22 protein-coding genes are annotated in these 24,725 nt (G+C 58.4%); 10 read left to right on the top strand and 12 right to left on the bottom strand.

What is annotated here, in order from left to right; translation table 11 throughout:
- Positions 1-40: 40 nt before the first annotated feature.
- Positions 41-1,039: an NAD(P)H-quinone oxidoreductase gene (locus tag H573_RS0113965; protein WP_027874804.1), complete on the bottom strand. Its 999-nt coding sequence runs from the start codon at positions 1,037-1,039 to the stop codon at positions 41-43.
- A 96-nt stretch (positions 1,040-1,135) separates the two neighbouring features.
- On the opposite strand from H573_RS0113965, the gene H573_RS0113960 reads away from it, so the two are divergent.
- Complete coding sequence (locus tag H573_RS0113960) at positions 1,136-1,996, top strand: SDR family oxidoreductase (protein WP_027874803.1); 861 nt, start codon at positions 1,136-1,138, stop codon at positions 1,994-1,996.
- 3 nt (positions 1,997-1,999) lie between these two features.
- Here H573_RS0113960 and H573_RS0113955 read toward each other — a convergent pair whose 3' ends face one another.
- The 5 genes from H573_RS0113955 to H573_RS0113935 form a co-directional block, all read right to left on the bottom strand.
- Positions 2,000-2,383, bottom strand: a complete 384-nt coding sequence (locus H573_RS0113955) for a RidA family protein (RefSeq protein ID WP_027874802.1) — start codon at positions 2,381-2,383, stop codon at positions 2,000-2,002.
- Between the two features lie 52 nt (positions 2,384-2,435).
- Positions 2,436-4,622 carry a bifunctional GTP diphosphokinase/guanosine-3',5'-bis pyrophosphate 3'-pyrophosphohydrolase gene (gene spoT / locus H573_RS0113950; RefSeq protein ID WP_051171324.1) on the bottom strand — a complete coding sequence of 729 codons (2,187 nt, stop codon included), beginning with the start codon at positions 4,620-4,622 and terminating at the stop codon, positions 2,436-2,438.
- Positions 4,623-4,643: 21 nt separating this feature from the next.
- Entirely contained in the window at positions 4,644-4,907 is a 264-nt protein-coding gene (gene rpoZ / locus H573_RS0113945) for a DNA-directed RNA polymerase subunit omega (protein ID WP_027874800.1), read from the bottom strand.
- 81 nt (positions 4,908-4,988) lie between these two features.
- On the bottom strand, positions 4,989-5,609 hold the full coding sequence (gene gmk / locus H573_RS0113940) for a guanylate kinase (RefSeq protein WP_027874799.1): 621 nt from the start codon (positions 5,607-5,609) through the stop codon (positions 4,989-4,991).
- 101 nt (positions 5,610-5,710) lie between these two features.
- The gene (locus H573_RS0113935; RefSeq protein WP_027874798.1) at positions 5,711-6,562 is read right to left on the bottom strand and encodes a YicC/YloC family endoribonuclease; all 852 of its coding nucleotides are present in this window, start codon (positions 6,560-6,562) and stop codon (positions 5,711-5,713) included.
- Between the two features lie 143 nt (positions 6,563-6,705).
- Here H573_RS0113935 and rph point away from each other — a divergent pair, with 143 nt between their 5' ends.
- A complete protein-coding gene (rph, locus tag H573_RS0113930; protein ID WP_027874797.1) occupies positions 6,706-7,431 on the top strand; it encodes a ribonuclease PH in 726 nt (241 codons plus the stop codon).
- Between the two features lie 40 nt (positions 7,432-7,471).
- Here the strand turns inward: rph and H573_RS0113925 are convergent, their stop codons facing one another.
- Positions 7,472-8,254 (bottom strand): exodeoxyribonuclease III, encoded by a 783-nt coding sequence (locus H573_RS0113925; protein ID WP_027874796.1) that lies wholly within the window; start codon positions 8,252-8,254, stop codon positions 7,472-7,474.
- 352 nt (positions 8,255-8,606) lie between these two features.
- Between H573_RS0113925 and pyrE the strand changes: the two genes are divergently transcribed.
- Entirely contained in the window at positions 8,607-9,260 is a 654-nt protein-coding gene (gene pyrE, locus H573_RS0113915; protein WP_027874795.1) for an orotate phosphoribosyltransferase, read from the top strand.
- A 28-nt stretch (positions 9,261-9,288) separates the two neighbouring features.
- On the top strand, positions 9,289-9,954 hold the full coding sequence (locus H573_RS0113910) for a hypothetical protein (RefSeq protein ID WP_154653911.1): 666 nt from the start codon (positions 9,289-9,291) through the stop codon (positions 9,952-9,954).
- 3 nt (positions 9,955-9,957) lie between these two features.
- Here H573_RS0113910 and slmA read toward each other — a convergent pair whose 3' ends face one another.
- The 4 genes from slmA to coaBC form a co-directional block, all read right to left on the bottom strand.
- Positions 9,958-10,542: a nucleoid occlusion factor SlmA gene (gene slmA, locus H573_RS0113905; protein ID WP_027874793.1), complete on the bottom strand. Its 585-nt coding sequence runs from the start codon at positions 10,540-10,542 to the stop codon at positions 9,958-9,960.
- Positions 10,543-10,550: 8 nt separating this feature from the next.
- Positions 10,551-11,474 (bottom strand): acetylglutamate kinase, encoded by a 924-nt coding sequence (argB, locus tag H573_RS0113900; protein WP_027874792.1) that lies wholly within the window; start codon positions 11,472-11,474, stop codon positions 10,551-10,553.
- A gap of 52 nt (positions 11,475-11,526) precedes the next feature.
- Positions 11,527-14,007 (bottom strand): phosphomannomutase/phosphoglucomutase, encoded by a 2,481-nt coding sequence (locus H573_RS19385; protein ID WP_084498093.1) that lies wholly within the window; start codon positions 14,005-14,007, stop codon positions 11,527-11,529.
- 106 nt (positions 14,008-14,113) lie between these two features.
- A complete protein-coding gene (gene coaBC / locus H573_RS0113890) occupies positions 14,114-15,331 on the bottom strand; it encodes a bifunctional phosphopantothenoylcysteine decarboxylase/phosphopantothenate--cysteine ligase CoaBC (RefSeq protein ID WP_027874791.1) in 1,218 nt (405 codons plus the stop codon).
- A 109-nt stretch (positions 15,332-15,440) separates the two neighbouring features.
- Between coaBC and radC the strand changes: the two genes are divergently transcribed.
- Positions 15,441-16,115 (top strand): RadC family protein, encoded by a 675-nt coding sequence (gene radC, locus H573_RS0113885; protein ID WP_027874790.1) that lies wholly within the window; start codon positions 15,441-15,443, stop codon positions 16,113-16,115.
- A 6-nt stretch (positions 16,116-16,121) separates the two neighbouring features.
- On the opposite strand, the gene H573_RS0113880 is transcribed toward radC, so the two are convergent.
- Positions 16,122-17,237, bottom strand: a complete 1,116-nt coding sequence (locus H573_RS0113880) for an NADH:flavin oxidoreductase (protein ID WP_027874789.1) — start codon at positions 17,235-17,237, stop codon at positions 16,122-16,124.
- 336 nt (positions 17,238-17,573) lie between these two features.
- Here H573_RS0113880 and rpmB point away from each other — a divergent pair, with 336 nt between their 5' ends.
- From rpmB to H573_RS0113855, 5 genes are all read left to right on the top strand, one after another.
- Positions 17,574-17,810: a 50S ribosomal protein L28 gene (gene rpmB / locus H573_RS0113875; protein ID WP_022959071.1), complete on the top strand. Its 237-nt coding sequence runs from the start codon at positions 17,574-17,576 to the stop codon at positions 17,808-17,810.
- An 11-nt stretch (positions 17,811-17,821) separates the two neighbouring features.
- A complete protein-coding gene (gene rpmG, locus H573_RS0113870) occupies positions 17,822-17,992 on the top strand; it encodes a 50S ribosomal protein L33 (protein WP_022959072.1) in 171 nt (56 codons plus the stop codon).
- A gap of 126 nt (positions 17,993-18,118) precedes the next feature.
- Positions 18,119-20,761 (top strand): PD-(D/E)XK nuclease family protein, encoded by a 2,643-nt coding sequence (locus tag H573_RS0113865; protein ID WP_027874788.1) that lies wholly within the window; start codon positions 18,119-18,121, stop codon positions 20,759-20,761.
- Positions 20,761-24,084 (top strand): UvrD-helicase domain-containing protein, encoded by a 3,324-nt coding sequence (locus H573_RS0113860; protein WP_027874787.1) that lies wholly within the window; start codon positions 20,761-20,763, stop codon positions 24,082-24,084. The genes H573_RS0113865 and H573_RS0113860 overlap by 1 nt, the downstream gene beginning before the upstream one ends.
- A complete protein-coding gene (locus H573_RS0113855) occupies positions 24,077-24,685 on the top strand; it encodes a hypothetical protein (RefSeq protein ID WP_154653910.1) in 609 nt (202 codons plus the stop codon). The genes H573_RS0113860 and H573_RS0113855 overlap by 8 nt, the downstream gene beginning before the upstream one ends.
- Positions 24,686-24,725 lie beyond the last annotated feature (40 nt).

The raw sequence follows: 24,725 nt of genomic DNA, 5'->3' as shown, positions 1-24,725 counted from the left end.
TATAGCGCTGCAGTGTACACCGACGACTCTGGCCTGCCTACTATTGGCGTTGCAGATCCAGTATCAGCTTGCCAATATGCTCGCTGCTCTCCATGCGCGCGTGGGCGTCGGCAACCTGCTCAAGGGGGTAGACACTGTCGATGGCGGGCTGCAGTTCACCGCGAGCCAGCAATGGCCACACGCGTTCGCGCAGGGCGCTGGCAATGGCGGCTTTTTGGTCGCGGCTCTGCGCGCGGAGGGTGGATGCGCTGAGGGTGAGCCGCTTCATTAACACCGGCAAGAAGTTCAGCTCGGCGGCAAAGCCACCTTGGAAGGCGATAAAAACAATGCGGCCATCCTCGGCGGCAAGGTCGATATCGCGGCGGATATAATCGCCGCCAACCATATCCAGAATCACATCGACACCGCGACCGTTGGTGGCCGCGCGCAGTTGTTCGACAAAATCCTGCTCTCGGTAATTGACGGCAATGCTCGCGCCAAGCGATTCACAAGCGGCACATTTTTCGGCGCTGCCTGCGGTGGTGAATACCTTAGCGCCGAAGGCGCCAGCCAGCGCGATGGCGGTGGTGCCGATACCGCTGCTGCCGCCGTGTACTAGAAACGACTCGCCGGGTTGCAAGGCGCCGCGCTCAAAGACATTGTGCCAAACGGTGAAGTAGGTCTCGGGCAGTGCCGCTGCTTGCACGTCATTTAAGGCATCGGGAATGGGTAGGCATTGCCCGGCGGGCACGGCGACGTAGTCGCTATAGCCACCGCCGTTGCACAGCGCGCACACGCGGTCGCCAATTTGCCAGCCGTTTACGCCTTCGCCGATGGCGGCGACGCGCCCGGCAACCTCCAAGCCGAGAATCGGACTGGCGTCAGCCGGAGGGGGGTAAAGGCCATAGCGCTGCATTAAGTCGGGCCGGTTAACACCCGCAGCAGACACGGTAATCAACAGTTCGCCGGCGCCGCATTTAGGCAGTGGCTGCTCGCCGATTACCAGGCTGTGATCATCGTTGACGTTAACGCAGCGAACGTGTGTTGGAAGCGCTGTCATTGTTGTTCCCCTTTGCTATGCTCCCCGACCTGCGAGGGCGAATGTGCCCAAGTATGCCTGAGCTGAGCTTGGGCTTGAACCGACTAAGGTGGGAACATGAACGCGAGTACGAAGCGGCTGTTGATTGTTGGTTGTGGCGATATTGGTGGTGGGCTGGCGGCGCGCTACTTGGCAAAGGGCTGGCATGTGCAGGGTATGCGCCGTGATGTTAGCAAGTTGCCAGCGGGGGTAGAGGGCTTGTCAGCTGACCTTGCGCAGCCCAGCAGCATACGGGCTTTGGGGCCTTTGCAGGCCGACTACATCGTAATGACGCTCACGCCCAATGGCTATAACCCGGAAGGCTACCGCAAAATTTTTGAAGACGCGCTCGCGGTGATTTTGGAATGTATCGTCGAGCCGCCCAAGCTGCTGTTATTTGTTTCCAGCAGTGGTGTGTACGACCAGAGCGGCCACGAATGGGTCGACGAAGATAGTCCGACGGCCCCCAGTCGTTTTTCCGGGCAAAGCATTTTGCGTGCAGAACAGCAGATTGCCGACAGGGGCTGGCCGCACAGTATTGTCCGTTTCGCCGGTATTTATGGCCCGGGGCGCTTGCAAATGATCGCTAAGGTGAAGGCGGGTGAGTGTGTGCCGGACGAGCCACTGCATTATAGCAATCGTATTCACCGAGACGATTGCGTTGGGGTGCTGGCGCACTTGATTGATAAGGTTGACGGCGGTGAGTCAGTGGCGAGCTGTTACTTGGGTGTTGATGACCTGCCGGTGGCGATCCAAACCGTGCAGCGCTGGTTGGCCGAGCAGCTCGACGTGCCCTACCGGCAAAACGGGGCACCCATTTCGCGAACCGGCAGCAAGCGCTGTAGTAACCGCCGCCTGCGCGACAGCGGCTACGAATTCCTGCACCCCGACTATCGCAGCGGCTTTGTTCAAGTGCTCAGCGACGCGCGGTCGGCTTGACTGTTAAAGGGCGAGAATAACCTCAATCTCCACCATCGCGCCGCGCGGTAAAGCGGCAACTTGTACGCAGGCGCGAGCGGGGTAGGGCTCATCAAATACTGACGCCATCACCTCGTTGACGGCAGCAAAGTCGCCGAGGTCGGTGAGGGAAATATTCACTTTTACTGCATCGTTCAAACTGCCGCCAGCGGCCTCGGCAACGGCGGTCAAATTTTTAAACACTTGCTGGCTCTGTTCGGTTATCCCGCCTTCGATCATTTCCATAGTTTCGGGAATCAATGGGATCTGGCCCGACAAAAACACCATGTTGCCGGTTTTTACCGCTTGCGAATAGGGGCCAATAGCCGCTGGGGCCTTGTCGGTGCTGATGATGGTTTTAGTGCTCACAGAAGTATCCTTATCGCCACGCCGGTGGCCGACTAATGAGTGTTAAAAGGGATTAGTGTTTTTCGCGGGTCACTTTTATCACCGCGGGAATATTGCGAATACGGCGCATGATGCTGGCGAGGTGAATGCGTGAGCGCACGCCGATCACTAGGTGGATGGTGCTGATCTTCGGGTTTTCGTCTTCAACACTGATCTTTTCTATGCTGGCCTCGGCGCCATTCACCCGGGTGGCAAGCACGGCAATAATGCCGCGCTGCTTGCTCAGCTCGACTTTGAGCTCTACGGAGAAGTCGCGGTCAATATCATCGGCCCAGCTCAGCGGTACGACGCGCTCAGGGGTGTTTCTCAGGTCAATGCTGTTGTGGCAGTTCTCACAGTGCACCACCACGCCTTTTTCTGCGCTGACGATACCAACGATGTGGTCGCCGGGAATGGGGTAGCAGCAGCGGGCAAAATTAACCAAAAACCCTTCGGTGCCGTGAATGACCATGGTCTGCCGCTGGCTGGTGGTAGGCGGTGCGTTGTCATCGTCGTCGCTGAGTTGGTCGCGCAGGGTCAGTAACTGTCGGGCGGTGAGGTAGGCAACGCGGTTGCCCAGGCCTATTTGTTCAAAAATATTGTCGGCTGATTTGCTCTGCGTGGCGTCGACAAGCTGTTCCAAGTGCTCGTCGCTGAAGTTGTCCAGCTGCTCATCCATGCTGCCTAAGGCGCGTTCCAGCATGCGGCGGCCGAGGCTCACTGCCTCGGTGCGGCGCTGGTGTTTGAGGAAGTGGCGAATGCCGCTGCGCGCTTTTGCGGTGACCACAAAGTGCAGCCACGCCGGGTTGGGCTGGGCGCCGGGGGTGGTAATGACCTCCACGGTCTGCCCGCTTTGCAGGGCTTCAGACAGCGGTGCCAGGCGGCGGTTGATTCGGCAAGCAACACAGGAATTGCCCACATCGCTGTGTACCGCGTAGGCGAAATCGACGGCGGTGGCGCCAGCGGGCAATTCCATAATGTCGCCGCGCGGGGTGAATACATAAACCTCGTCCGGGAAGAGGTCGATCTTCACGTTCTCGATAAATTCCAGCGAGTCGCCAGCGCGTTGCTGCATTTCCAGCAGGCCTTGTACCCACTGGCGGGCGCGCGCATGGCTGGAATTGCCGCGGGCATCTTGCTCGCTGGACTTATACAGCCAGTGGGCAGCAATTCCGTTATTGGCCATTTCCTCCATTTCCTGCGTGCGGATCTGGATTTCAATGGGCACGCCCTGCATACCGAAGAGTACGGTGTGCAGGGATTGATAGCCGTTGGCTTTGGGAATGGCAATGTAGTCTTTAAATTGCCCCGGCACAGGTTTGTAGAGTCCGTGAACGCAGCCGAGTACGCGGTAGCAACTGTCGACAGAGTCGACGACGATGCGAAAGGCATACAGGTCCATGATCTCTTTCAACGACTTTCGCTTGTTGCGCATTTTGCTGTAAATGCTGAACAAGTGTTTTTCGCGGCCGACAACGTGGGCTTTGTGTCCCTCTTCCAGCAGGCAGTTTTCCAGGCCTTCCTGAATATTGGCGATGGTTTTGCTGCGGTCGCCAAAGCGCGTGCGAATGGCCTTGCTGATGCGCTGCGCGCGCATGGGGTGCATGGCCTGAAAACCGAGGTCTTCAAATTCCACGCGGATATTGTGCATGCCCAAGCGCTGGGCAATGGGGGCATAAATTTCCAGTGTTTCCCGGGCGATGCGGCGGCGCTTCGGCGGCGGCATCACACCCAGGGTGCGCATATTGTGTAAGCGGTCGGCCAGTTTGACGAGGATAACGCGAATGTCCTTGGCCATCGCCAGGGCCATTTTCTGAAAGTTCTCCGCCTGCTGTTCGGCTTTGGACTGGAATTCGATACGGGTTAACTTGGACACGCCGTCAACCAGCTCGGCAACCGCATCGCCGAATTGCTCGCTGAGGTCTTGCTTGCTAACGGCGGTATCTTCGATCACGTCGTGCAGCATTGCCGCCATGAGGCTCTGCGCATCTAGGCGCATTTCCGACAATATGCCGGCGACGGCTAAAGGATGGGTAACATAGGGTTCGCCGCTGCGGCGATTCTGACCCTCGTGGGCTTGTTCGGCGTAGTAATAGGCGCGCCGAACCTGATCCACCTGTGAGGCAGAGAGATAATTACTCAGGGTTTCGGCGAGGGCGTCGATGGATTGCGCCGGTTCAGGCTTACCGTGTTGGTAATTGAAAAAGCTGTATTGGTGCATCGACACCCCGGGCCAAGGTTTTTACAGAGGCTGAGCGCCCAGCTCAACACCCAGGTCCAGCTCGGGCTCTTCCGCTACCGCGTCGGCGGCCATGATTTCTTCGCGGGTAATTTTGCCTTCGGCAATTTCACGCAGCGCCAGTACTGTTGGCTTGTCGCCTTCTTCGGCAACCAGCGGGTCTTTGCCGCCAGTGGCAAGCGCACGGGCGCGCTTGCTGGAAACCATTACCAACTCAAAACGATTGTCTACTGCCGACAGGCAGTCTTCTACAGTAATACGGGCCATGAAAATGTTCCTGAATGTGCTGAATCGCAGTGGTAACAGGCACCACCGCCAGTTATCCACAGTCTATCAAACTTCGCAGCGCTATGTCAGCAGTGCCGTGAGTAAGTCACGGTGACGCTGCTGCTGGCGGTTCAGGCGCAGGCGGTGGCTGAGCAGAATGGCCTTCAGCTCTTTCAGGGCGGTTTCAAAATCGTCGTTGATCACAACGTAGTCGCCTTCAACAAAGTGCGACATTTCTTCGACGGCGGCGGCCATGCGGCGGCTAATTACCGCCTCTTCATCTTGGCCTCGTCCGGTCAGGCGTTCGCGCAGAGCGTCTTGGGAAGGGGGCAAAATAAAGATGGATACCGTTTCCGGCAGTAATTTGCGCACCTGCTGAGCGCCTTGCCAGTCGATCTCGAGAATAACGTCGCGACCGCTGTTTAACGTGTCCTCTACCCACTTTTGTGAGGTGCCGTAGTGGTTGTCAAAAACCTGGGCATGTTCAAGGAATGCCGCGTCCTGCAGCATGGCCTCAAAGGTGTCGTGGCTGACAAAGTGGTAATTCACGCCATCGGCTTCACCGGGGCGCATCGCGCGGGTGGTGTGAGAGATCGAAACCTGCACATCGTCCATTTCGTCGAGCAGTCTCGCAACCAGGCTGGTTTTGCCGGCGCCCGAGGGGGCGGATACGGTAAAAAGGGTCCCCTGGCTTTGCTGCATTGTGGCTGCTTCCTGTGGTGTCGATGAAAAATCAAAGTATACGGTGTGCTGTCATGCTCGTCACGGCTTGGTGGGCTAGGCCGCGGCTCGGGTTGTTGGCATCACTCAATATTCTGAATCTGCTCGCGCATTTGCTCGACCAGCACTTTCAGCTCAACCGCGGCCTGGGTGCTTTCGGCAACAACGGCTTTGGAAGACAGGGTGTTGGCCTCGCGGTTGAGTTCCTGCATTAAGAAGTCGAGCCGACGACCCACTGCGCCGCCTTTTTTGAGTACGCGGCGCACTTCTTTTACGTGGGTGTCGAGGCGGTCGAGTTCTTCATCGACATCGGCTTTTTGGGCAATGAGGGCCATTTCCTGTTCGAGCCGCTCGGCGTCGAGCTCCGCTTTCAAGTCGGCGAGTCGCTGGCGAAGTTTATCCCGCTGTCCGCTGACGATTTCCGGCATGCGCTGACGTAAATCGGCGACGATGCTGTCAATGCTGACGAGGCGTTGCTCGATCAGGTCGGCGAGTGCCAAGCCTTCGCGTTGGCGATTGTCGCACTGATCTTGCAGGGCTTGCTCAAAGCTACTCAACAGCGCCTTGCTAATGGTGTCGCTGTCGAGCTGGGCGTTTTGCATGACGCCAGGCCAGCGCAATACTTCTAGTACATTGATGGGCGCAGCATGGGCAATATCGGCCCGCAGGCTGTGTGCGGTGTTGAGCAGCTGTTCAGCTAACTCTTTGTTAAGTGTCAGGCTGTGTTCTTGTTCTTGCAGGTTAATGCGCAGAGAGCACTCCACTTTGCCGCGTTGTAGCGTCTTGCGCAGCCGATCGCGTAGCTCTGGCTCCAGTTGGCGCCAGTTCTCGGGCAACTTAAACGACAGCTCCAGGTAGCGGTGATTGACGGAACGCAACTCCCAGATGGCGGTACCCCAGTCATGTTCACTGCGGCGGTGGGCGAAGGCGGTCATACTGCAAATAGTCACGGGCGTCCCCTGTTGGTAGCGTCTTGTCACGGTATTGATACGCAGGCTTGGCATTGTAGCGGGAAACGGGTTTCGCTTCAGTGCCTGTGCGACAGGTATACTGTCGCGCTTCAGTAGAGGAGATTGCTATGAGTTTTGTTCGACCGAGTGGCCGCAGCGCCGATGAAAAACGCGAGCTGCGAATTACCCGCAACTACACCTGTCACGCCGAGGGTTCTGTATTGATTGAAACCGGTGCAACCAAGGTGCTGTGTACGGCCTCGGTTGATGCTAGCGTTCCGCCGTTTTTGCGCGGCAAGGGGCAGGGCTGGATCACAGCTGAATACGGCATGTTGCCGCGCAGTACCGGCAGCCGAATGGGGCGCGAGGCGGCACGCGGTAAGCAGTCGGGCCGCACTCAGGAGATTCAGCGTTTAATTGGCCGCTCATTGCGTGCGGCGGTGGATTTGAGTTTGCTGGGTGAGCACACCATTACGCTGGACTGCGATGTTATCCAAGCCGATGGCGGCACGCGCACAGCATCCATTACTGGCGCTGGCGTTGCATTGGTTGATGCCATTCGGCATTTGCAGCGCAGCGGCGCGATCAGCGCTGACCCCCTTAAGCAAATGGTTGCTGCGGTCTCTGTTGGGGTTTATGAAGGTCAGCCAGTGTTGGACCTGGACTACATTGAAGACTCGTCAGCGGAGACCGATATGAATGTGGTCATGGACGAGGTGGGCGGCATTATTGAAGTGCAGGGAACCGCTGAGGGCGCAACCTTCAATCGCAATGAAATGAATGCGATGCTGGATTTGGCGGAGAAGGGTATAGCCGAGTTGATCGCGGCGCAGCAGGCCGCTTTAGCGGAGTAGCGAGGGTGTGGCGGAGGCTGAGCCTCCGCTGCTTAAAAGATTAAAAGGCGCTTTCTGGCAATTCGTAGTCGTAATCCATGATTACCGGCGCGTGCTTGCCGAATTGCTGCACTTTGTAGATGGCGCCGTATTCAACGCGCGGAATCAGTCTTTCTGATACCACCTGATAGTCTACGCGCCAGCCGTTTTTGCCTGGCTCACCGTCGGGCCAATAGCTGAACTCATCGGCATCGGTATTCACCAGGCGGAAGGCGTCAGCGTAGTGTTCTTCATGGAACAAGCGCTCCATCCACTGCTGCTCTTCAGTAAGGCTACCTGATACACCGTGATTGCCCTTCACATCCTGAATATCAATGCTTTTGTGGGCGATGCCCCAGTTGCCGCAAATGACGAAGTCGCGGCGCTTGTTGCGGACTTTGTGCAGGTGGTTGTAATACTGCTCAAAGAAGTTATTTTTGCGGATCTGCGCCTCGCTGTCGCCGTCGGGGACGTTAGGTGCCAGCAGGCTGCCGATGCTGATATTGTCGAAATCGGCCTGGATGTAGAGGCCATCCATATCGAAATCCATGAAGCCGAGGCCAGTCATAATGGCCTTGGGTAGCTGCTTGCAGTAAATCGCCACGCCGTTACTTTTGCCATCGGCGGCATCAAAAAAGTACGGGTTGTACTCGCGGGGGAAGAAGACGTCGTCGCGAAGCTTGTACTCGGCTATAGCCAGGTTTTGCAGGCAGATGATATCCGCGTCCTGCTTGACGACCCAGTCAAAAAAGCCTCTTTCCGCAGCATCAGTGATGCTGTCAGCGCAAAAGCTGATGATTCTCATGTGCTTCCCGTGTGTCTACTATGCGGGCCTGATGCCCTTATTCAACGATACTGTCGCCCGCCATTATTGGGGCAGAGTAGGCCGTGCTGTGCGCGCTGCAAGCCTCTAAAGGAGATTGCGATGCGACGAGATCGACACTTGCAAAGTCCGTACTAAACAGGTGTTTAGACTACAATGAAACCCTTTTTACGACAATCAATTGGGCGTGAATGTCGGCAAAAACACCATGATTGAGGGCGTTCAGCAGAGTTTTGCCTACAATGCCCGCGCTTCGCTCTGGGCCGCGGCCACCGCGGTGCGTACAATAAGGGGCTCTACAATCCAGCTTTTGTGAGATGAGTCGTAGCCGCCCATGAGTATTAAGCCTTTCCAGCAACAGTTTATCCGCCAAGCCATCGACAGCGATGCGCTGTGTTTTGGTGAATTCACCCTGAAGTCGGGACGTGTCAGCCCGTATTTTTTTAACGCCGGCCGTTTTAGCAGCGGTGGCGCCTTAAGCGCATTGGCGGCCTGCTATGCCGACGCCATTGTGGACTCGGGGGTGCAGTTCGACGTGTTGTTTGGCCCAGCATACAAAGGGATTCCTCTGGCTGCAGCGACGGCCTGTGCACTTGCAGAGCGCCACAATATCGACATTCCCTTTGCCTATAACCGCAAAGAAGCCAAAGACCATGGCGAGGGTGGCACCTTGGTGGGCGCGGCGCTGCAGGGCCGTGTATTGATTATTGACGATGTGATTACTGCGGGTACGGCAATACGCGAGGCCATTACCATGATCGAAGCCGCTGGCGCCAGCGTGGCGGCAGTGGCGATTGGTCTCGACCGCCAGGAGCGCGGCAAGGGCGAACTGTCCGCCATTCAGGAGCTGGAACGCGAGCGTGACTTGGCGGTCATTAGTATTGTTGGCCTTAACGATATTGTTGAGTATCTGAATGCCGGTGCGGGCGATCCTGAACTAGTATCTAGGGTAAGTGCGTATCGTGAGCGCTACGGTGTGTCGTTATAGTTCAGGTAAAACAGGAGAGTGAGAGTTTATGCCTTGTTGGTCGTTACGGTTTCTCAGCCCACTATGCCTCGCGTTGGCCGTAGTGAGCGCGCCTGCCATAGCGGCAGAGAAGCTGTTTTATCGCTACGTCGATGCGAACAATAAGGTGGTTATCCTCGATCGTTTACCACCTGATGTTGTGCCACGCGGCTACGATGTGATCCGAGCTGACGGCAGCGTAGTGAAAAGCGTGGCTGCGCAGCTGACTGGTGCCGAGCGGGAGGCGTGGGAGCGCGAAAGAGCGGTGGCAAAAGCGCGAGCTGAAGCCGAGGAAAAAATGCGCGCTTGGGATGAATCCCTGCTGCTGCGTTACAGCGACATTGCCGATATTGACCACGCCAAGGCGCGCGCGCTCAACGATATACGGGTACGCATTTCGATACTGAAGAGCAATTTGTCTGCACTGAAGGATAAGGTACGAAAGAATCAGTCCGAAGCGGCCGAGCAGGAGCGCCGCGGTCGTCCCGTGCCAGAGGCATTGGCGAAAACGCTAAATGACTTGCGTCGCGAAGTCAGTGCAACGGAGAGCGACCTTGAGCGACGCAATGCGGAATTGTTCGAGGTGGAAGAGGCCTACGAACGGGACAAGGCCCGCTTCTCTCAGCTGCAGGAAAACGTAAAACGACGCCGCGCCTTTCACAGCGAGAACAATTAGCGGCTAGCGAAATACCGTCGCTCGCAATAGCTTCCACTGGTCATCCCAGTCTGCGCTCGGCAGGCGCTTGAATTCACTGCGCACAAATTGCCCGATACGCCCCTCTACGCAAGCCATCAGTAAGTTTGCTGTGGTGTTTGCCGTGGCCTGGGTGCGCAGCCCCTCGCGAAGTTCAGCTTCGCGCAATATTTGTCGCAGCTGCATTTCCAGTCGGTCGTAAAATTGTTGCACGCGGCTGCGCAAGCGCTCGTGTTCGCCCGCCAGGGCATCACCGTTGAAAATGCGTGTAATGCCGGGATTGCGCTCGGTAAAAGCCAGCAGCAGGTGAAGGATTTTAGCGAGCTGCGCTTCCGCTTGTTCCTCTTCGCTGCAAATCAGCGCAACGCGACTGAAAATAGCCTCTTCTACAAACTCAATCAGGCCTTCAAACATCTTCGCCTTGCTGGGGAAGTGGCGGTATAGCGCCGCCTCGGAAACACCGACTTCGGCAGCCAGCTTTGCCGTCGTAATACGGCTGCCGGGCTGACTTTCCAGCATGGTGGCCAGAGACTGCAGAATTTCGTCGCGGCGTGAAGGTCGCTTAGTCATAGCCTGCCTTATTCGCCGCTGTCTGCAGCTTGTACGCTGCTGTTGGTGATTAGGGTGCCCACACCGGTGTCGGTGAAGATTTCCAGCAGTACGGCATGGGGTACGCGGCCATCGATAATATGGGCGCTGTTCACGCCGGCATTCACGGCACTGAGTGCGCAGCCGATTTTCGGTAACATGCCGCCATAAATAGTGCCGTCTTCAATTAGCGCGTCGACCTGCTCGGTGCTCAGCCCGGTGAGGACTTCGCCCTCTTTGTTTTTCAGGCCCTCGATATTGGTGAGTAGCATCAGCTTCTCGGCCTTTAAGACCTCGGCAATTTTCCCTGCAACGAGGTCGGCGTTGATGTTGTATGAGGCGCCGTCAGGGCCCACTCCGATGGGGGCTATCACCGGGATAAAGTCGCTATTGACCAGCATGTCCAGCACGTCGGTGCTAACACTTTCCACCTCGCCAACATGGCCAATATCGATAATTTCAGGGGCCGACATTTCCGGTGTCTTGTGGCGAACCTTGAGCTTGCGGGCGCGAATTAATTGGCCATCTTTGCCGGTTAGGCCCACGGCCTTGCCGCCGTTGTGGTTGAGCAGTGAGACAATTTCTTTATTGACGCTGCCGCCCAGCACCATTTCGACCACGTCCATGGTGTCGCTGTCGGTCACGCGCATGCCTTCAACAAAGCGCGACTCGATTTGCAGCCGTTTTAGCAGGTCGCCGATCTGCGGGCCACCGCCGTGAACGACCACTGGGTTCATGCCAACCAGTTTCATCAGCACGATGTCTCGCGCAAAGTGCTCCTTGAGCTGGTCGTCGACCATGGCGTTGCCGCCAAACTTTACAACGATGGTTTTGCCGGTGAAGCGCTGAATATAAGGCAGTGCTTCGGTCAGAACGCGGGCGACATCGCCCGCAGCGTCGCGGCTGAGTGACATAGTGTTTCTCGTGCTGGGGGCCGATTAGTCGGCCGTATAAAAAGGGTGACTATTAAAGACCATCTGCCAGGGTCGGATCAATCTTCGCCAGGGTTTGTGCGAAGCTTTCACGAATTCCATCCAGGGCGGCCTGGCTGTCTGCTTCAAAGCGCAGGGAGATTGCTGGGCCAGTGTTGGAGGCGCGTAATAAGCCCCAGCCATTGCGAAATTCGTAGCGCAGGCCGTCAATGTCGATAAGTTGGGCATCGTCAAACTGAGCGTGATTCGCGAAGCTCTGCACCAGCGAAAATTTTCGCTCGTCGTCCACGGCTATCAATATCTCCGGGCTACTGTGCAGGCTCGGGTAGCCAGCCAGTTCGTCGTCGAGTGTCGTGCCGGCCAGCGTGAGCGCTTCAAGCAGGCGCGCTGCAGCGTACATGCCATCATCAAAGCCATACCAGCGTTCTTTAAAGAAGATGTGGCCGCTGAACTCGCCGCCGAGCAGTGCATCGCTGTCGGCCATCTTGCGCTTCATATGTGAGTGGCCGCATTTCCACATGGTGGGGCGGCCGCCGTGATTCACAATAAGTTGGCTGAGCAGTCGGCTGCATTTTACGTCGAACAACACCTCGCAGCCGGGATTGCGGCTAACCATGTCGTCGGCGAGCAGCATGAGTAATTCGTCGGCGCGGGGGCGTCGGCCGCTGGCGCTCACTACCGCCACGCGATCACCGTCGCCGTCAAAGGCGATACCGATATCCGCCTGGTGTTCGCTGATCGCCGCGGCGAGGGCATCCAGGTGCTCCGGGATCGTGGGGTCGGGGTCGCGATTGGGAAAGCTGCCGTCGATGTTGCAGAACAGTGGCACTACCTCGCAGCCCAGTTCTTCAAACAGTGGCACCACTATATTGGAGGTGGCGCCATTGCCGGCGTCGATAACCACTTTCAAACTTTGTGCGACTACGACATCACTGCATATGCGGTCTATGTAGCGCTGTTCAATACTGTCATTGCTGAGTTGGCCGTCGCCACTGGTGAAGTGCTGGCTTTCAATACGTCGCGCCAAGGACTGTATGTCGTCGCTTGTGAGGCTCTGAAAATCCAGCAGCATTTTCATGCCGTTGTGGTCAGCGGGGTTGTGGCTGCCGGTGATCATTACGGCGCTGCCAATATTCAGGTCGTAGCAGGCGAAGTTGAGCATGGGCGTGGCGATAATGCCTAAATCGACAACATCCACCCCACTGCCTAGCAGGCCTTTGAGTAAGGCTTCGCGAATGCGTGGGCTGCTGTTGCGACCATCGCGCCCCAGCAGCATTTTGCTGTGGCCGCGGGCCTGGGCCTCGCTGCCCAGCGCCAGGCCAATCTGCACGCAGTGCGCGTCGCTCAGGTCGCGACCGGCAATGCCGCGGATGTCATAGGCGCGAAAGCAGTTCAACGCCAAGGCCGGGCCGTTTTCGTCCGGCTCTGCATCGGCAGCAGGCGGGGGAGGGTGTGGCTCGGCGTGTGCGGCGGCGGTGGCTTTCTTGCCTAGTGGTGCCGCCTCGGGGAGGGGCGGGGTTAGGCTGCCTTGGGGGTTAAATGGCGCTGTACCTTGGTCGCTGTCACTGGGCTTTCGCGCCGCCAGTTTGCGGGCCAGCTGCTGCTCGAGGCTGGGTGGCGGTGACTTGGCGGCAGGGGCGGGTTGCGGCGCTGGGCTGCTTTGCTGTTGATCGGCTCGAAGAAAGAAAATGCTGTGGCTGCCGACGATGATGCCAAGGCAAAGCAAGCACGCAAGCCAAATAAGTGTGCCGTCAACTCGCAGTGCCTCCAGCATTGCCGATTGCGGCAACACATGCAGTGTCCAGCCGGGCACGGGTAGGTTGCGGCTCACCATAAACTCGCTGAATTGCTTTGAGTCAGCGGCAATGACGATGTCTTCTCGATCTTTGTAGCGCTGCACCAGCTCATTGTGCACGCTGGATCCAGCAATATTGCGCAAAATCCGTGCGAAAAATTCGCTGTCGAAGCTGACGATAATCGCCCCGCGCGCACTGACTCGCTCCAGCATCGAAATAATCCATTGGCCGTCGTGGCGGTACGCTTCAATGGTGAGCTTGCCGGTGTCGCTGGCTTTGCGCAGCATATCGATTTCTATGTGGTTGCGCAGTCGATCCGTTTGGCTGCGCTCGTCGGCGATACCCTGATCGCCCAACAGAATAAGCTTGGCGTCTATTGCTGCGGGGAAGCTGCGTTGCAGGTCGCGCTCCTGCTGTGTAAGCCGCTGCTGATCGCCACTAATAAGTGCCTCGGCGATGGCGGGACTTGCTGCCTGAACGCTAACCCGCTTGCCGATGGAGTCGACAACATCAATAACGACTTTGCGCTGGTGCTCGGCGATATTGCTGGTAATGCCAATAACGTTTTGATTCAGGCTGCGCGGCAGCTCGATGGTTTGGATCCAGTAGAACGCGCCGATAATCAGTGCGGCGCAGACAATGCCGGAGGCGAGGATGTCTCTGCGCGCAGGAGAAAGAGGAAATTTAACGGCCGCTTTGGCGCTACGCTTTTTTGTCATGGGCCTGGCTGATCTTCTGCAAAAGTTGGTTTAGAACTTTCATCATGGTAGTGCAATGGGCTGCTGTCTAGCGAAAGGCGGCTCAAGCGGGGAATCGTTGCCCACCTCAGCTGCTGTGATCGCGCTTTTGCTCGGCGTACCGCGCGGCGATAAGGTCGATCAATTGCTTCGCAAGTTGGCGCTTACCCATCTGTTCCAGTTTTTGTTGCCCGCTTGGGTCGACGACCGTCACGCTGTTTTCATCAGAATTGAAACCGATGCGTGTGTCCGAGACGTCATTGGCAATAATCATATCGAGATTCTTTTTCTCGAGCTTGCCTTTGGCGTAGTGAATAACATCTTGCGTTTCGGCGGCGAAGCCCACCGTGAAGGGTCGCTGGTCGTGGCTGGCTACAGCGCTAACGATATCCGGGTTGCGCACCAGCTCGATATTCATCGAGGTGTTCTGCTTCTTTATTTTCTGCTCTTCGATGTGGGCCGGGCGGTAGTCTGCGACCGCGGCGCAGGCGATGAAAATATCGCAACTGCCCATATTTGCCATGCTCGCCTTATACATGTCGTCGGCGCTGATGACATCTACCCGTGTCACGCGCGGCGGGCAAGGCAGCTGGGTCGGGCCGCTAATCAAGGTGACGCGGGCACCGGCGTCGGCAGCGGCCTCGGCCAGTGCGTAGCCCATTTTGCCGGAGCTGTGATTGCTGATATAGCGAACCGGATCAATCGCTTCGCGCGTGGGGCCGGCGGTAATACTCAGGGAAATACCGTCCAGCGCGCGGCTGTTAAACAGTCCGGCCGCGAGCTCTGCCAGTTGCTCGGATTCGAGCATACGGCCGGGGCCAATGTCGCCGCAGGCTTGTTCACCGGCCGCGGGGCCGAACAAGGCGACCCCACGTTGGCGCAGTGTGTCGGCGTTCGCCTGGGTTGCGGGGTCGCGCCACATCCCCTGGTTCATTGCCGGGGCCAGCGCGATGGGCGCGGGGGTTGCCAGGCACAATGTGGTCAGCAAGTCGTCGCCGCGGCCGTTGGCCAGGCGCGCCATAAAGTCGGCGCTGGCCGGCGCGACGAGGATTAAGTCCGCCCAGCGCGCCAGCTCAATATGCCCCATACCCGCTTCGGCTTCTGGATCGAGCAGTGCCGTGTGCACCGGATTACCTGACAGCGCCTGAAGGGTGAGCGGGGTAATAAACTCCATAGCGGCGGCCGTCATTACCACTCGCACATCGGCGCCGTGATCTTTGAGGCGGCGCACGAGCTCGGCGCTTTTATAGGCGGCGATGCCGCCGGTGATGCCGAGAAGGATTTGTCGATTACTGAGCTGCTTCATGCCTGGGCTCGATATTGCCAATAAAGCGGCTATTATGAACTTTCAAGGCGATGGGCACTAGGCGGAGCGTCCATAAACATCGCTTTGCAACATCACCAAGGAGGGTGGTATGGCAATCTGTGATTGGCCCGCGGATGAACGGCCCCGTGAAAAACTGTTGCAGCGTGGGGCCCAGGCGCTTTCCGATGCCGAGTTGCTCGCCATTTTTCTGCGAACCGGCGTACGCGGCAAGTCGGCTGTTGATCTTGCACGCGAATTGCTGGCGGAGCACGAGGGTCTGGCGGCGCTGATGTCGGCCTCCCAGCAGCGTTTCTGCCAGTCAAAGGGGCTGGGCGACGCCAAGTATGTTCAGCTGCAGGCAGTGATAGAGATGTCCCGCCGCTATCTGGCAGAAGCCCTTCAGCGCGAGCAGGTGTTCGCGAGCGCGGCCGCGACGAAACAGTATTTGTGCGCCCAGTTGCGCGGCGAGCGGCGTGAAGTTTTTGCGGTGCTATATCTGGACAACCAGCATGCGCTGATTGCTTACGAACCCTTGTTTTTTGGCACGATTGACGGCGCTGCAGTCTACCCGCGGGAGATTGCCCGTCGCGCTCTGGAGCTAAATGCGGCAGCGTTGATCGTTGCCCACAACCACCCCAGTGGGGTCGCCGAGCCCAGTGACGCCGATGTCAGAATCACGGCCCGCATCCGCGAGGCCGTGCAGCTGTTGGATATTCGTTTGTTAGATCACTGCATTGTGGCCGGCCCCGAGGTGATTTCCCTGGCGGAGCGCGGCCTTTTATAACGTGCTCTAGCTCAGTGCCATCATCGACTTCACATCAAAGCTTTGCAGCTCGTCTTCGCGGCCATCGCGCAACTTGGCGACCCAATTGGGGTCTTGCAGCAGTGCCCGGCCAACCGCGATCAGGTCGAACTCGCCGTCGCTCATCCGCTGCTCGAGTTCGTCCATGCGCTGGTGCTGGTCGCGCTCAGATGACAACCCTTTGGCCAGTGTGTCGAGGAAGTCACCCTCAAGGCCAACAGAACCGACACTGATAGTGGGTTTGCCGGTCAGTTTCTTCGCCCAGCCGGCAAAATTCAATGACGAACCCTCAAACTCCGGTTCCCAAAAGCGTCGCTGTGAGCAGTGGAAAATATCGGCCCCGGCGTCGCTGAGCGCCTCAAGCCAGGCAGCCATTTTCTCGGGGGTGTCGGCGAGTCGGGCCTGATAGTCCTGCTGCTTCCACTGGGAAATTCGCAGGATCAGCGCAAAGTCTTCACCCACTGCTGCCCGCGCCGCTTTAAGAATCTCCACCGCAAAGCGGCTGCGCTCTACCAGCGTCGTGCCGCCATATTTGTCGTCGCGCTGGTTGGTCGGCCCCCAGAAGAATTCATCAATCAGGTAGCCATGGGCGCCGTGAAACTCAGCGGCGTCGCAGCCGATTTGCTTCGCGGCGAGGGCGGCTTGGGCAAAGGCATCAATGGTGTCGGCAATGTCGCTGTCGGACATGACGCGGCCACGGGTTTTTCCGGGGGAAGGAATACCTGACGGGCTCTCCAGTAGCGCGTCATCAATGCGTTCGGCACCGCCCGCGGCCCGCATCGCGCCCACGTGCCAGAGCTGGGGGGCAAACTGGCCGCCGGCATCGTGTACCGCCTCGACCACCTGCTGCCACGCGGCGAGCTCGGCTTCGCCGTGAAAACGGGGAACCTTGGCGTCGTTGAGTGCGCCGGGGCGGGCAATGCCCGTTCCCTCAGAGATAATCAAGCCGACACCGCCTTCGGCGCGACGCTGGTAGTAGCCGCGCATAGCATCGGAGACAATACCGCCGGGCGAATGCGAACGGGTCATTGGTGCCATGGCCAGGCGATTGGGTAGCTGCAATGATTTGCAGGAGAAGGGGGTAAACAGAGCGTCGCGTGACATAAATTGGTGGCCTCCACGGGGCTGATTCTCAGAATGAGTGCGGGCGCGAATTTGATCGCGCGCGATACAAATTTGAGCTTAACACGCAACTGACGATGGCGATACCGGCAGATCTGCACCGCAATGCTGGTTTTTTCACCAGTTTCATTGATTAGGGGGGAGGCTTCTGGTATAAAGTCGCGCTCAATTTGGGTCTGACCGCTGCGCGGTGTCAAGCGAGCCTGATTCGGGCACTGGTTTTCCCGGTGCTGCGGCCCATATTTTTAAAGCGAAAGTTTTGAAGCAGAATTCATCGGGCTTTTTTGCGTAAAAAGCTTAAAGAGGCGAAGGAAAATCATGTCCAGAGTATGTCAAGTTACTGGTAAGCGTCCGGTAACCGGTAACAATGTATCCCACGCAAAAAACCGCACCCGTCGTCGTTTTTTGCCGAACCTGCACAGCCACCGTTTTTGGGTTGAAGCAGAAAAACGTTTCGTAACCCTGCGCGTATCAGCCAAGGGTATGCGTATCATCGACAAAAAGGGCATCGACGCAGTTCTGGCTGATCTGCGCGCCCGTGGCGAAAAATACTAAGGAGAACCATCATGGCGAAGAAAGGCGCTAGCGATAAAATCCGTCTGGTCTCCAGCGCGGGCACTGGTCACTTCTACACGACCACTAAAAACAAGCGTAACACTCCGGACAAGTTCGAATTTAAAAAATACGACCCGGTTGTTCGTAAGCACGTGATCTACAAAGAAGCCAAAATCAAGTAAGGCCTCTTCGCGAGATTGCAAAAGCCGCGCTGGTCGCGGCTTTTTTTATGCCTGACGTTTTTGTCCCGGACTTTTGCGATAATGCTGGCGTTGGCCACGCCCAGACGAGTGACACAAGGATGCTGAATGACACCACTACACTTTGAAGAGTTGCTCAGCCTCGACGGCAAAAGTGTGGTGCTCGTGCCCAGTGATGCCAGTGCCCGCCAGTTGCGCGAGCGCATTGCGGTGGCGCGGGGCGAGCACGACCAGGCTTTTTTGGAAACCATGAGCGTTGTTCCTGTTGCGCAGTGGTTGGCGGAACTGTGGGACGAGAGCTTGCCCAGTCGCCAGGTGTTGCGGCCCATTCAGTTGCTGGCTATCGCGCAGAAGATCATCGAAAGCAGCGAGTTCTTCCCGGCCAACTGCCTCAACAGCCTGGCTATTGTTCGCCAGTTTGTCGATGCTTTCCAAATTCACGCCGCCTATCGCCTTGGCAATAACCGTGAAGACTACCTGTTTTCTGCCGAGTATCAGGCTTTTTTCCATTGGCGCAGCGCTATGCAGGAGGCGCTGGACGAGCTGGACGCGATGAGTGCGGAGCAGTTACCGGCAGCGTTGAGTGCCGCGTTACCCGAGGGGCTACTGCCGTTGCCGGCGCGTTTAATTCTCTCGCCTCTGCTGCACTTAACACCCGCCACGCAAGCATTTATCGAGCAGTGTCGCGCGCAGGGTGTGCAGTGTTTTCAGCTCGACGACACGCCGCCTAATACAGTGCCGAGCTTGTACAGCGCGACCCAGCGTGAGCAAGAGTGCGACGCCATTGCTAATTGGCTGGCCGGGCAGCTATCGCAGCAGCCCGAGGCGAACCTGGCGGTGTTGGTCGCCGACATGAATAATTACCGTGCGCCGCTTGAGCGGGCGCTGCAACGCCGGGTATTTCCGCAGTCGCTCTATGTCGAGGGTGAGGCGCAGGAGGCGCCTTGGGCCTTTGAGGGCAGCGAGAGCCTTTATGCGTACCCACTTATTCGGGCGGCTTGGGATGTGATCTCTCTGCGCCAGGGCGCGCTGCCCTTGGAGCAGCTGAGTCGCGTGTTGCGCAGCCGCTTTGTGGCGGACTGGCCAGCCATGCGCCAGCCGCGCGCACAGTATGATCGTTTCTGTCGCGACCGCTTAGCGGTGCAATGTCAGCTTGGCGAAATGCTGGCCTTGGCGCCGTACTTTGGCGAGGACGCCGGGGTCGATGTTTTGCAGGCCTTGCACTCACACATTAGCGCGCAGCCGTCGCGGCAACTGCCTTCGGCCTGGGTGCGCAGTTTCGACCAAATGTTGTTGGCGGCGGGGTGGCCGAATGCCGACAGCGATGACCCGGTGGTTGCGGACTGTCGCCGTGGCTTTAGCCAGGCGATGGATGTGTTTCGCGCCTTGGATCGCCAGTTGGGGGAGGTTGCTCATAGCGATGCCCTGCACTGGCTGCAGCACATTCTGACCACCAAACGCTTTGCCGTCAGCCGGCGGAGCCCGGCCCGGATAAGGGTCTTGCAGTACGAGGAGGCACTCGGCCTGCACTTCGACGGCGCCTGGATCGCTGGGCTCGATGACGCAGCCCTGCCGCGCCGCGCTGAACCGTCACCGTTTTTACCGCTGCACCTTCAGCGCCAGGCGCAAGTTGATGGCTGCGAGCCCGGCTTGTGTTTGCAGCGCGATCGCGCCCTGCTCGCGGAGATATTGCGCAGCGCCCCCGCATTGATTTGCAGCTATGCCGGCGAAGACCCCAGCGGCACACCCCGTGCGCCCTGTAGTTTGCTGCCGGCGATGGCCGCGGCAGAGGTGGCTGATGGGGAGTTGCCGGTTCGCTGTCAGGGGCAGTTAACACTTCCACAGTCAGATGCGGTGCGCCCGGTGGCTCCCGAGCAGCGGGCGCGGCTGCGGGGCGGCAGCGGTCTATTTAAAGAATACGCTCAGAGCCCCTTTCTCGCCTTTCTAAAATACCGTTTGCGCCTGAAAGAATTTCCCCGGCCCGCGGAGGGGCTGGATCATCGTCTGCAGGGGATTTTGGTTCACGACAGCTTGGAAAAAGTGTGGCAGCGTTTAGAGGGCAAGGCCGCGCTGGACGCACTGGACTTTGCCGGGATAGAGCGCTTGGTGGCGCAGTGTGTGGACGAGGCCTTGCAGGGCTCGGAAATCAACCCGCAACGCTTTGGTGAGTCGCTGATGCAGCTTGAAAAGACGCGCGTGGTGGCACTGATTAGTCATTGGTTGGAATACAAGGAGAAAGCGCGCCTGCAGGACTTTGACGTCGTCGCCTTGGAAACAGCGATGGATACCCAGTTAATGGGAATTCCGCTAAAACTTCGCATCGACCGCATTGATCGCATCGGCGACAAGCACCTCGTTATCGATTACAAAACCGGCAGCATCGATGGCAAGGCGCTCAATAGTGACTCCCTGACTGAGCCGCAACTACCTATTTATGCGCTGGCCGCCAGCGAGGGTAGCCCTGTCGATGGGGTGATGCTGGCCCAGCTGCGCAGTCCCGACGATTTGAAAGTGCATATGCGCAGCAACTGGGCCAACAGTGTCATTGCCAAAAAGGCCCACGGCAATGATGTCGACAGCCCTGAAAAGTGGCAGGCCGAACTTCGCGCCTGGGAAGGCGCCTTGCAAAGCATGGCGGAGGGCATTCTGGCGGGCAACATCGCCCACGATTACAGCACGCAATTGGATCGCAGCTTTAGCGCCTACCTGCAGCCGCTGCTGCGCGATAGCGCCAGCTCGGAGGACGAATAATGAGCGATTTACTCAGTCCTCCCGATCAATCCCAGCGCGAGCAGGCGGTCGATCCCGCTCGCTCAGTACTGCTTAGCGCGCCTGCGGGCTCGGGAAAAACCGGCGTGCTGCTGTTGCGTTATCTGCGCTGCCTGCTCTGTGTGGAACGCCCAGAACAAGTGGTGGCCATCACCTTCACCAACAAAGCGGCGGGCGAGATTAAAGAGCGGGTGATGGCGGCTCTGCAGTCGGCAGAGGCAATGTCCATCAACAGTGTGTTCGACCGCGATATTCGCGACGCCGTGCTGGCGGTGCGTGAGCACCAGGCCCGCTTGGGCTGGAACCTGCTGGAAAATAGCGCGCGCCTGCGCATTGCCACCTTCGACAGTTTTTGCGGGAGCTTGGTGCGGCGTTTGCCGCTGCTGTCAGGCCTGGGTGCTGCCGCCCCCGTTAGCGACAGCGAGGCGCTGTACCGCGAGGCGATTCTGGAGCTATTTCGTCAGCTCGACGACCCGCAGTGTCCGGCGCCGTTGCGCGAAGCTCTGGAAAGTTTGCTGCGCTACGGCAGTAACCGCATAGAAACGCTGCAGCCGCTGTTGTCGGCATTGCTGGCCAAGCGCGATCAATGGCAGGAGGATATTCTCAGCGCTGACCTCGACGTGATGGACGAGGCACTAACGGCATTGGTGAGCGAGGCGTTTGAGCATCACTGGGCGCAGCTTAAGCATTTTGGCATCGACGAGCTGTTTGCGGCTTACCGGGAGTCGTCCGGTAGCTGCGATGCACACAGTTGGGCGGCGCAGCTGCCCCAGCCGGAGGCGGTCACCATAGCGGATTTGCCGGTGTTGGCGGAGATGGGGCGCAGTATTTGCAAAGGCAGCGGTGAGCTTTACAAGCCGGGGTCGGTGCAGCACGCTAAATTTAAAAAGGGCCAGCCGGGAACCGAGCAGGCAAAAGACTGGTTGAAGCGCGCCCAGGAAAGCGAGCCGGAGGTGCTGGCCGCGCACTGGCAGACGCTGGCAACACTGCCGCCCCCTGCCTTGCCAGACGGGTCTCGCGAGCTGGTGGGGCATTTCTGCGTGGCGCTGCGCTACCTGCTGGCGCAGCTGCGGCTGGTGTTTGAGCAGCGCGGCGGCGTCGATTTTGGTGAAATTGCCCTGCGCGCCATTCATGCCCTTCGCACCGGAAGTGCCGGGGAGGTCAGTGACGCGATGCTGGTCGAGGATCGCATCGAGCACATCCTTGTCGATGAAATGCAGGATACCTCGGTCAGTCAAATCGAACTGCTCAAGGCGCTGTGTCAAGACTGGGCGCCGGATGACGGGCGCTCGGTATTCTTCTGCGGCGATTTGCAGCAATCCATCTACGCCTTTCGGGGCAGCTTAGTCAGCCTGTTTGATGGCCTGCGCCAGTCCGCCAGCTTTGCGGGAAAATCCCTCGACTTGCTGCAGTTGCGCGCCAACTTCCGATCATCGCCGACCTTGGTCAAATGGGTTAACGGCTGTTTTCGCGGCCTGTTTGCCGAGCGTGACAGTGCCTATGTAGAAGCGTTGCCACAGCGGCAAAATCTCGGGCGATTGCAGGTTCACCCCATCGCGGTGGCTAAAGATGTCGATGCTAGCGCCAGTGCTGCCCGCCGCGAGGCCGCGGACGTGGTGGGAATTATCCAGCGTGTGCAGCGGGAAACGCCCGAGGCGAGTATTGCGATCCTGGTGCGCGGCCGCAGTCACTTACGGGAGATTACCCCAGCCCTCAAAGCCGCAAATATTGCCTTTTCTGGTCAGGATATCGACAGCTTGGCGCAATTGCCGGCGGTAATGGATCTGCTGTCTATGCTGCGGGCGTTGTGGCACGACGCCGATGAGGTTGCCTGGTCCGGCCTGTTGCGCGCGCCCTTCGTGGGCCTGAGCTGGGACGACCTATTGTGCCTGCGCGAAACCGAAATGTCCCTGCGTGAGGCCCTCTACACCAGTGCTGAGAACACCGCGCTCAGTGACGAGGGACGGCGCGTTTGCACGCGCCTCGTGGAGGCCCTGAATTGGCTGGACTCGCGGCCGGAGAGTCGCGACCTGCGCTGGGCACTGCGAAGCCTGTGGCACCGCTTGGGTGGGCCGGCCTGTATTGCGCCGCACCAGCAAGCTGATATCGACCGTGTGCTTGCGGTGCTCGACGAGCACGCCCCCTCGGGTATTCTCGAAGATATCGCGGCCTTTGAGTCATCGCTGGCACGATTGTTCGCCGCGCCGCCGAGCAGTCGCGTGGAGTTGATGACCATTCACAAATCCAAGGGCCTGGAATTTGATGTGGTGATCCTGCCCGGCCTGGGCAATCGCGGCCGCAATGATGACCGGCCACTGTTGGCCTGGCAGCGCCTGCAACAGCACATGCTGTTTGCCCCCAAACCGCAGCGCAGTGGCGGTGATGAGCAGCGGCTTTACGACTACTTGTGCGGCGTACAAAAGCAGGCGCTCAGTGAAGAGTTGGATCGCCTGCTCTATGTGGCACTCACCCGCGCGAAAGTGGAACTGCACTTGTTTGGCGTGGCGAAAATGAACAGTAAAGACGATCTCAAGCCCGATGCGGCAAGTTTTCTGGCACGATTGTGGCCGGTGGTGTCGCCTGACTTTGAAGCCGCCGAGCTGCTGCAGGAAGGTGATGAAGCGTCGCCGCTGCGAGTGCCGCTGGCACCGAGGCTGCGCGACTTTTCTGTGACACTGCAGCCGCCCTGGCAGGCGGAGGTGTACCCGGAGTCGCCGCTGCAACGGGTGCAGCGCCAGACCGAAAACGCGGTGCTTGAAGACAATATTGAAGAGCGCGCAGTCGGTATTGTGTTCCACGAATTAATGGAGCGGCTGGGGCGCCAGCAACCGAGCCAGTTGCTGATAGATGACCGCGCCAGATTGGCCGGCGCACTGCGACAGCGGCTGCGCCACCATTGCCACCCCGAGCCGGGCCTGGAAGACAGCCTGGCGCGAGTGCTGCACTTGCTCGACAATACACTTGCCTGCGAACAGGGGCAGTGGATTCTGCAAAGTTACGACTGGCAGGCCAGTGAACAAACCATTCGTCGCTTGATGGCGGGGCAGTGGCAAACGCTCATTCTCGATCGCGCGTTTATCGACAATCGCGGCGAGCAACCGCGCTGTTGGATTATCGATTATAAGACGGCTGAGGCACGAGGCTCTCTAGAGACCTTTCTGGCGGCCCAGCGTGAGCGCTACAGCAATAAAATGCAGATATACCGAGAGGCCTTGCAGGCAACTGGGTTAGAATGTCCGATTTCGTCGGCGCTGTATTTTCCCGCTCATCAGCGTCTGCTTTGTTTGGATGGACAAGATGATTAAATTCTCTGGCTTGGGCAGCCTGGTGTTAACGGGCATTCTGGCAGCCAGTTTGTCGGCATGCAGCTCAATGGTGGACCGCCAGCAGGTGGAGTTTGAGCATGCCAGCCTTGCTGCCACGCCCGCCGTGGAGTCTCGGGATAGCGTTCGTTCCGCCCCGGCAGAGGGCGGTGGCCTGACTACCGCGCAGGCGCGCAAAGCCCTGCTGGGTAAGTGGTATGGCATCGCCAATAGCAAAACGGGTATTCGCAAAGAGTGGTTAGTTGAGCGAGCCGAAGATGGCACCTATCGCACAGACTTTCGCAGCACCCACCCCGACGGCCGGGTGGAAAGCCAGGCCGAGGTCGGCTTTTGGGGCGTTTCAGGAGATGTGTACTTTCGCATTTTTCGCGGCTGGGTGATGGTTGATGGTATGAAACTGGCCAACGCGAAGAACCCGTCGCACTACGACGCCTACCGCATCGACCACCTGAGCAGCGAATTGATGCGCTACCAACATGTGGACAACGGCCGCCGCTATGTTATGAAGCGCATGCCGGAAAACTTCCGATTGCCGGTGGTGTTGGAACAGAAAAACACCGCGCCGCTGAAGTTCGAGTTTTAGCCAAACCGTCAGGCGATTGGCAGAGCGCGCTTTGGCAAGC

This window comes from Neomelitea salexigens DSM 19753 (genome assembly GCF_000422345.1).
Lineage (GTDB): Bacteria > Pseudomonadota > Gammaproteobacteria > Pseudomonadales > Spongiibacteraceae > Spongiibacter > Spongiibacter marinus_A.
Note: the sequence above shows the minus strand (reverse complement) of the source record. Positions and strands in the feature narration are given on the sequence as shown.

Excerpts from the sequence above, each read along its gene's own strand:
- H573_RS0113960 (WP_027874803.1), top strand. The coding sequence starts at position 1,136 with ATGAACGCGAGTACGAAGCGGCTGTTGATTGTTGGTTGTGGCGATATT.
- rph (WP_027874797.1), top strand. The coding sequence starts at position 6,706 with ATGAGTTTTGTTCGACCGAGTGGCCGCAGCGCCGATGAAAAACGCGAG.
- H573_RS19385 (WP_084498093.1), bottom strand. The coding sequence starts at position 14,007 with ATGACAAAAAAGCGTAGCGCCAAAGCGGCCGTTAAATTTCCTCTTTCT.
- pyrE (WP_027874795.1), top strand. The coding sequence starts at position 8,607 with ATGAGTATTAAGCCTTTCCAGCAACAGTTTATCCGCCAAGCCATCGAC.
- argB (WP_027874792.1), bottom strand. The coding sequence starts at position 11,474 with ATGTCACTCAGCCGCGACGCTGCGGGCGATGTCGCCCGCGTTCTGACC.
- H573_RS0113865 (WP_027874788.1), top strand. The coding sequence starts at position 18,119 with ATGACACCACTACACTTTGAAGAGTTGCTCAGCCTCGACGGCAAAAGT.
- H573_RS0113860 (WP_027874787.1), top strand. The coding sequence starts at position 20,761 with ATGAGCGATTTACTCAGTCCTCCCGATCAATCCCAGCGCGAGCAGGCG.
- rpmG (WP_022959072.1), top strand. The coding sequence starts at position 17,822 with ATGGCGAAGAAAGGCGCTAGCGATAAAATCCGTCTGGTCTCCAGCGCG.
- H573_RS0113925 (WP_027874796.1), bottom strand. The coding sequence starts at position 8,254 with ATGAGAATCATCAGCTTTTGCGCTGACAGCATCACTGATGCTGCGGAA.
- rpmB (WP_022959071.1), top strand. The coding sequence starts at position 17,574 with ATGTCCAGAGTATGTCAAGTTACTGGTAAGCGTCCGGTAACCGGTAAC.
- H573_RS0113910 (WP_154653911.1), top strand. The coding sequence starts at position 9,289 with ATGCCTTGTTGGTCGTTACGGTTTCTCAGCCCACTATGCCTCGCGTTG.
- H573_RS0113965 (WP_027874804.1), bottom strand. The coding sequence starts at position 1,039 with ATGACAGCGCTTCCAACACACGTTCGCTGCGTTAACGTCAACGATGAT.
- slmA (WP_027874793.1), bottom strand. The coding sequence starts at position 10,542 with ATGACTAAGCGACCTTCACGCCGCGACGAAATTCTGCAGTCTCTGGCC.
- rpoZ (WP_027874800.1), bottom strand. The coding sequence starts at position 4,907 with ATGGCCCGTATTACTGTAGAAGACTGCCTGTCGGCAGTAGACAATCGT.
- H573_RS0113855 (WP_154653910.1), top strand. The coding sequence starts at position 24,077 with ATGATTAAATTCTCTGGCTTGGGCAGCCTGGTGTTAACGGGCATTCTG.
- gmk (WP_027874799.1), bottom strand. The coding sequence starts at position 5,609 with ATGCAGCAAAGCCAGGGGACCCTTTTTACCGTATCCGCCCCCTCGGGC.
- H573_RS0113880 (WP_027874789.1), bottom strand. The coding sequence starts at position 17,237 with ATGTCACGCGACGCTCTGTTTACCCCCTTCTCCTGCAAATCATTGCAG.
- H573_RS0113935 (WP_027874798.1), bottom strand. The coding sequence starts at position 6,562 with ATGACCGCCTTCGCCCACCGCCGCAGTGAACATGACTGGGGTACCGCC.
- radC (WP_027874790.1), top strand. The coding sequence starts at position 15,441 with ATGGCAATCTGTGATTGGCCCGCGGATGAACGGCCCCGTGAAAAACTG.
- spoT (WP_051171324.1), bottom strand. The coding sequence starts at position 4,622 with ATGCACCAATACAGCTTTTTCAATTACCAACACGGTAAGCCTGAACCG.
- coaBC (WP_027874791.1), bottom strand. The coding sequence starts at position 15,331 with ATGAAGCAGCTCAGTAATCGACAAATCCTTCTCGGCATCACCGGCGGC.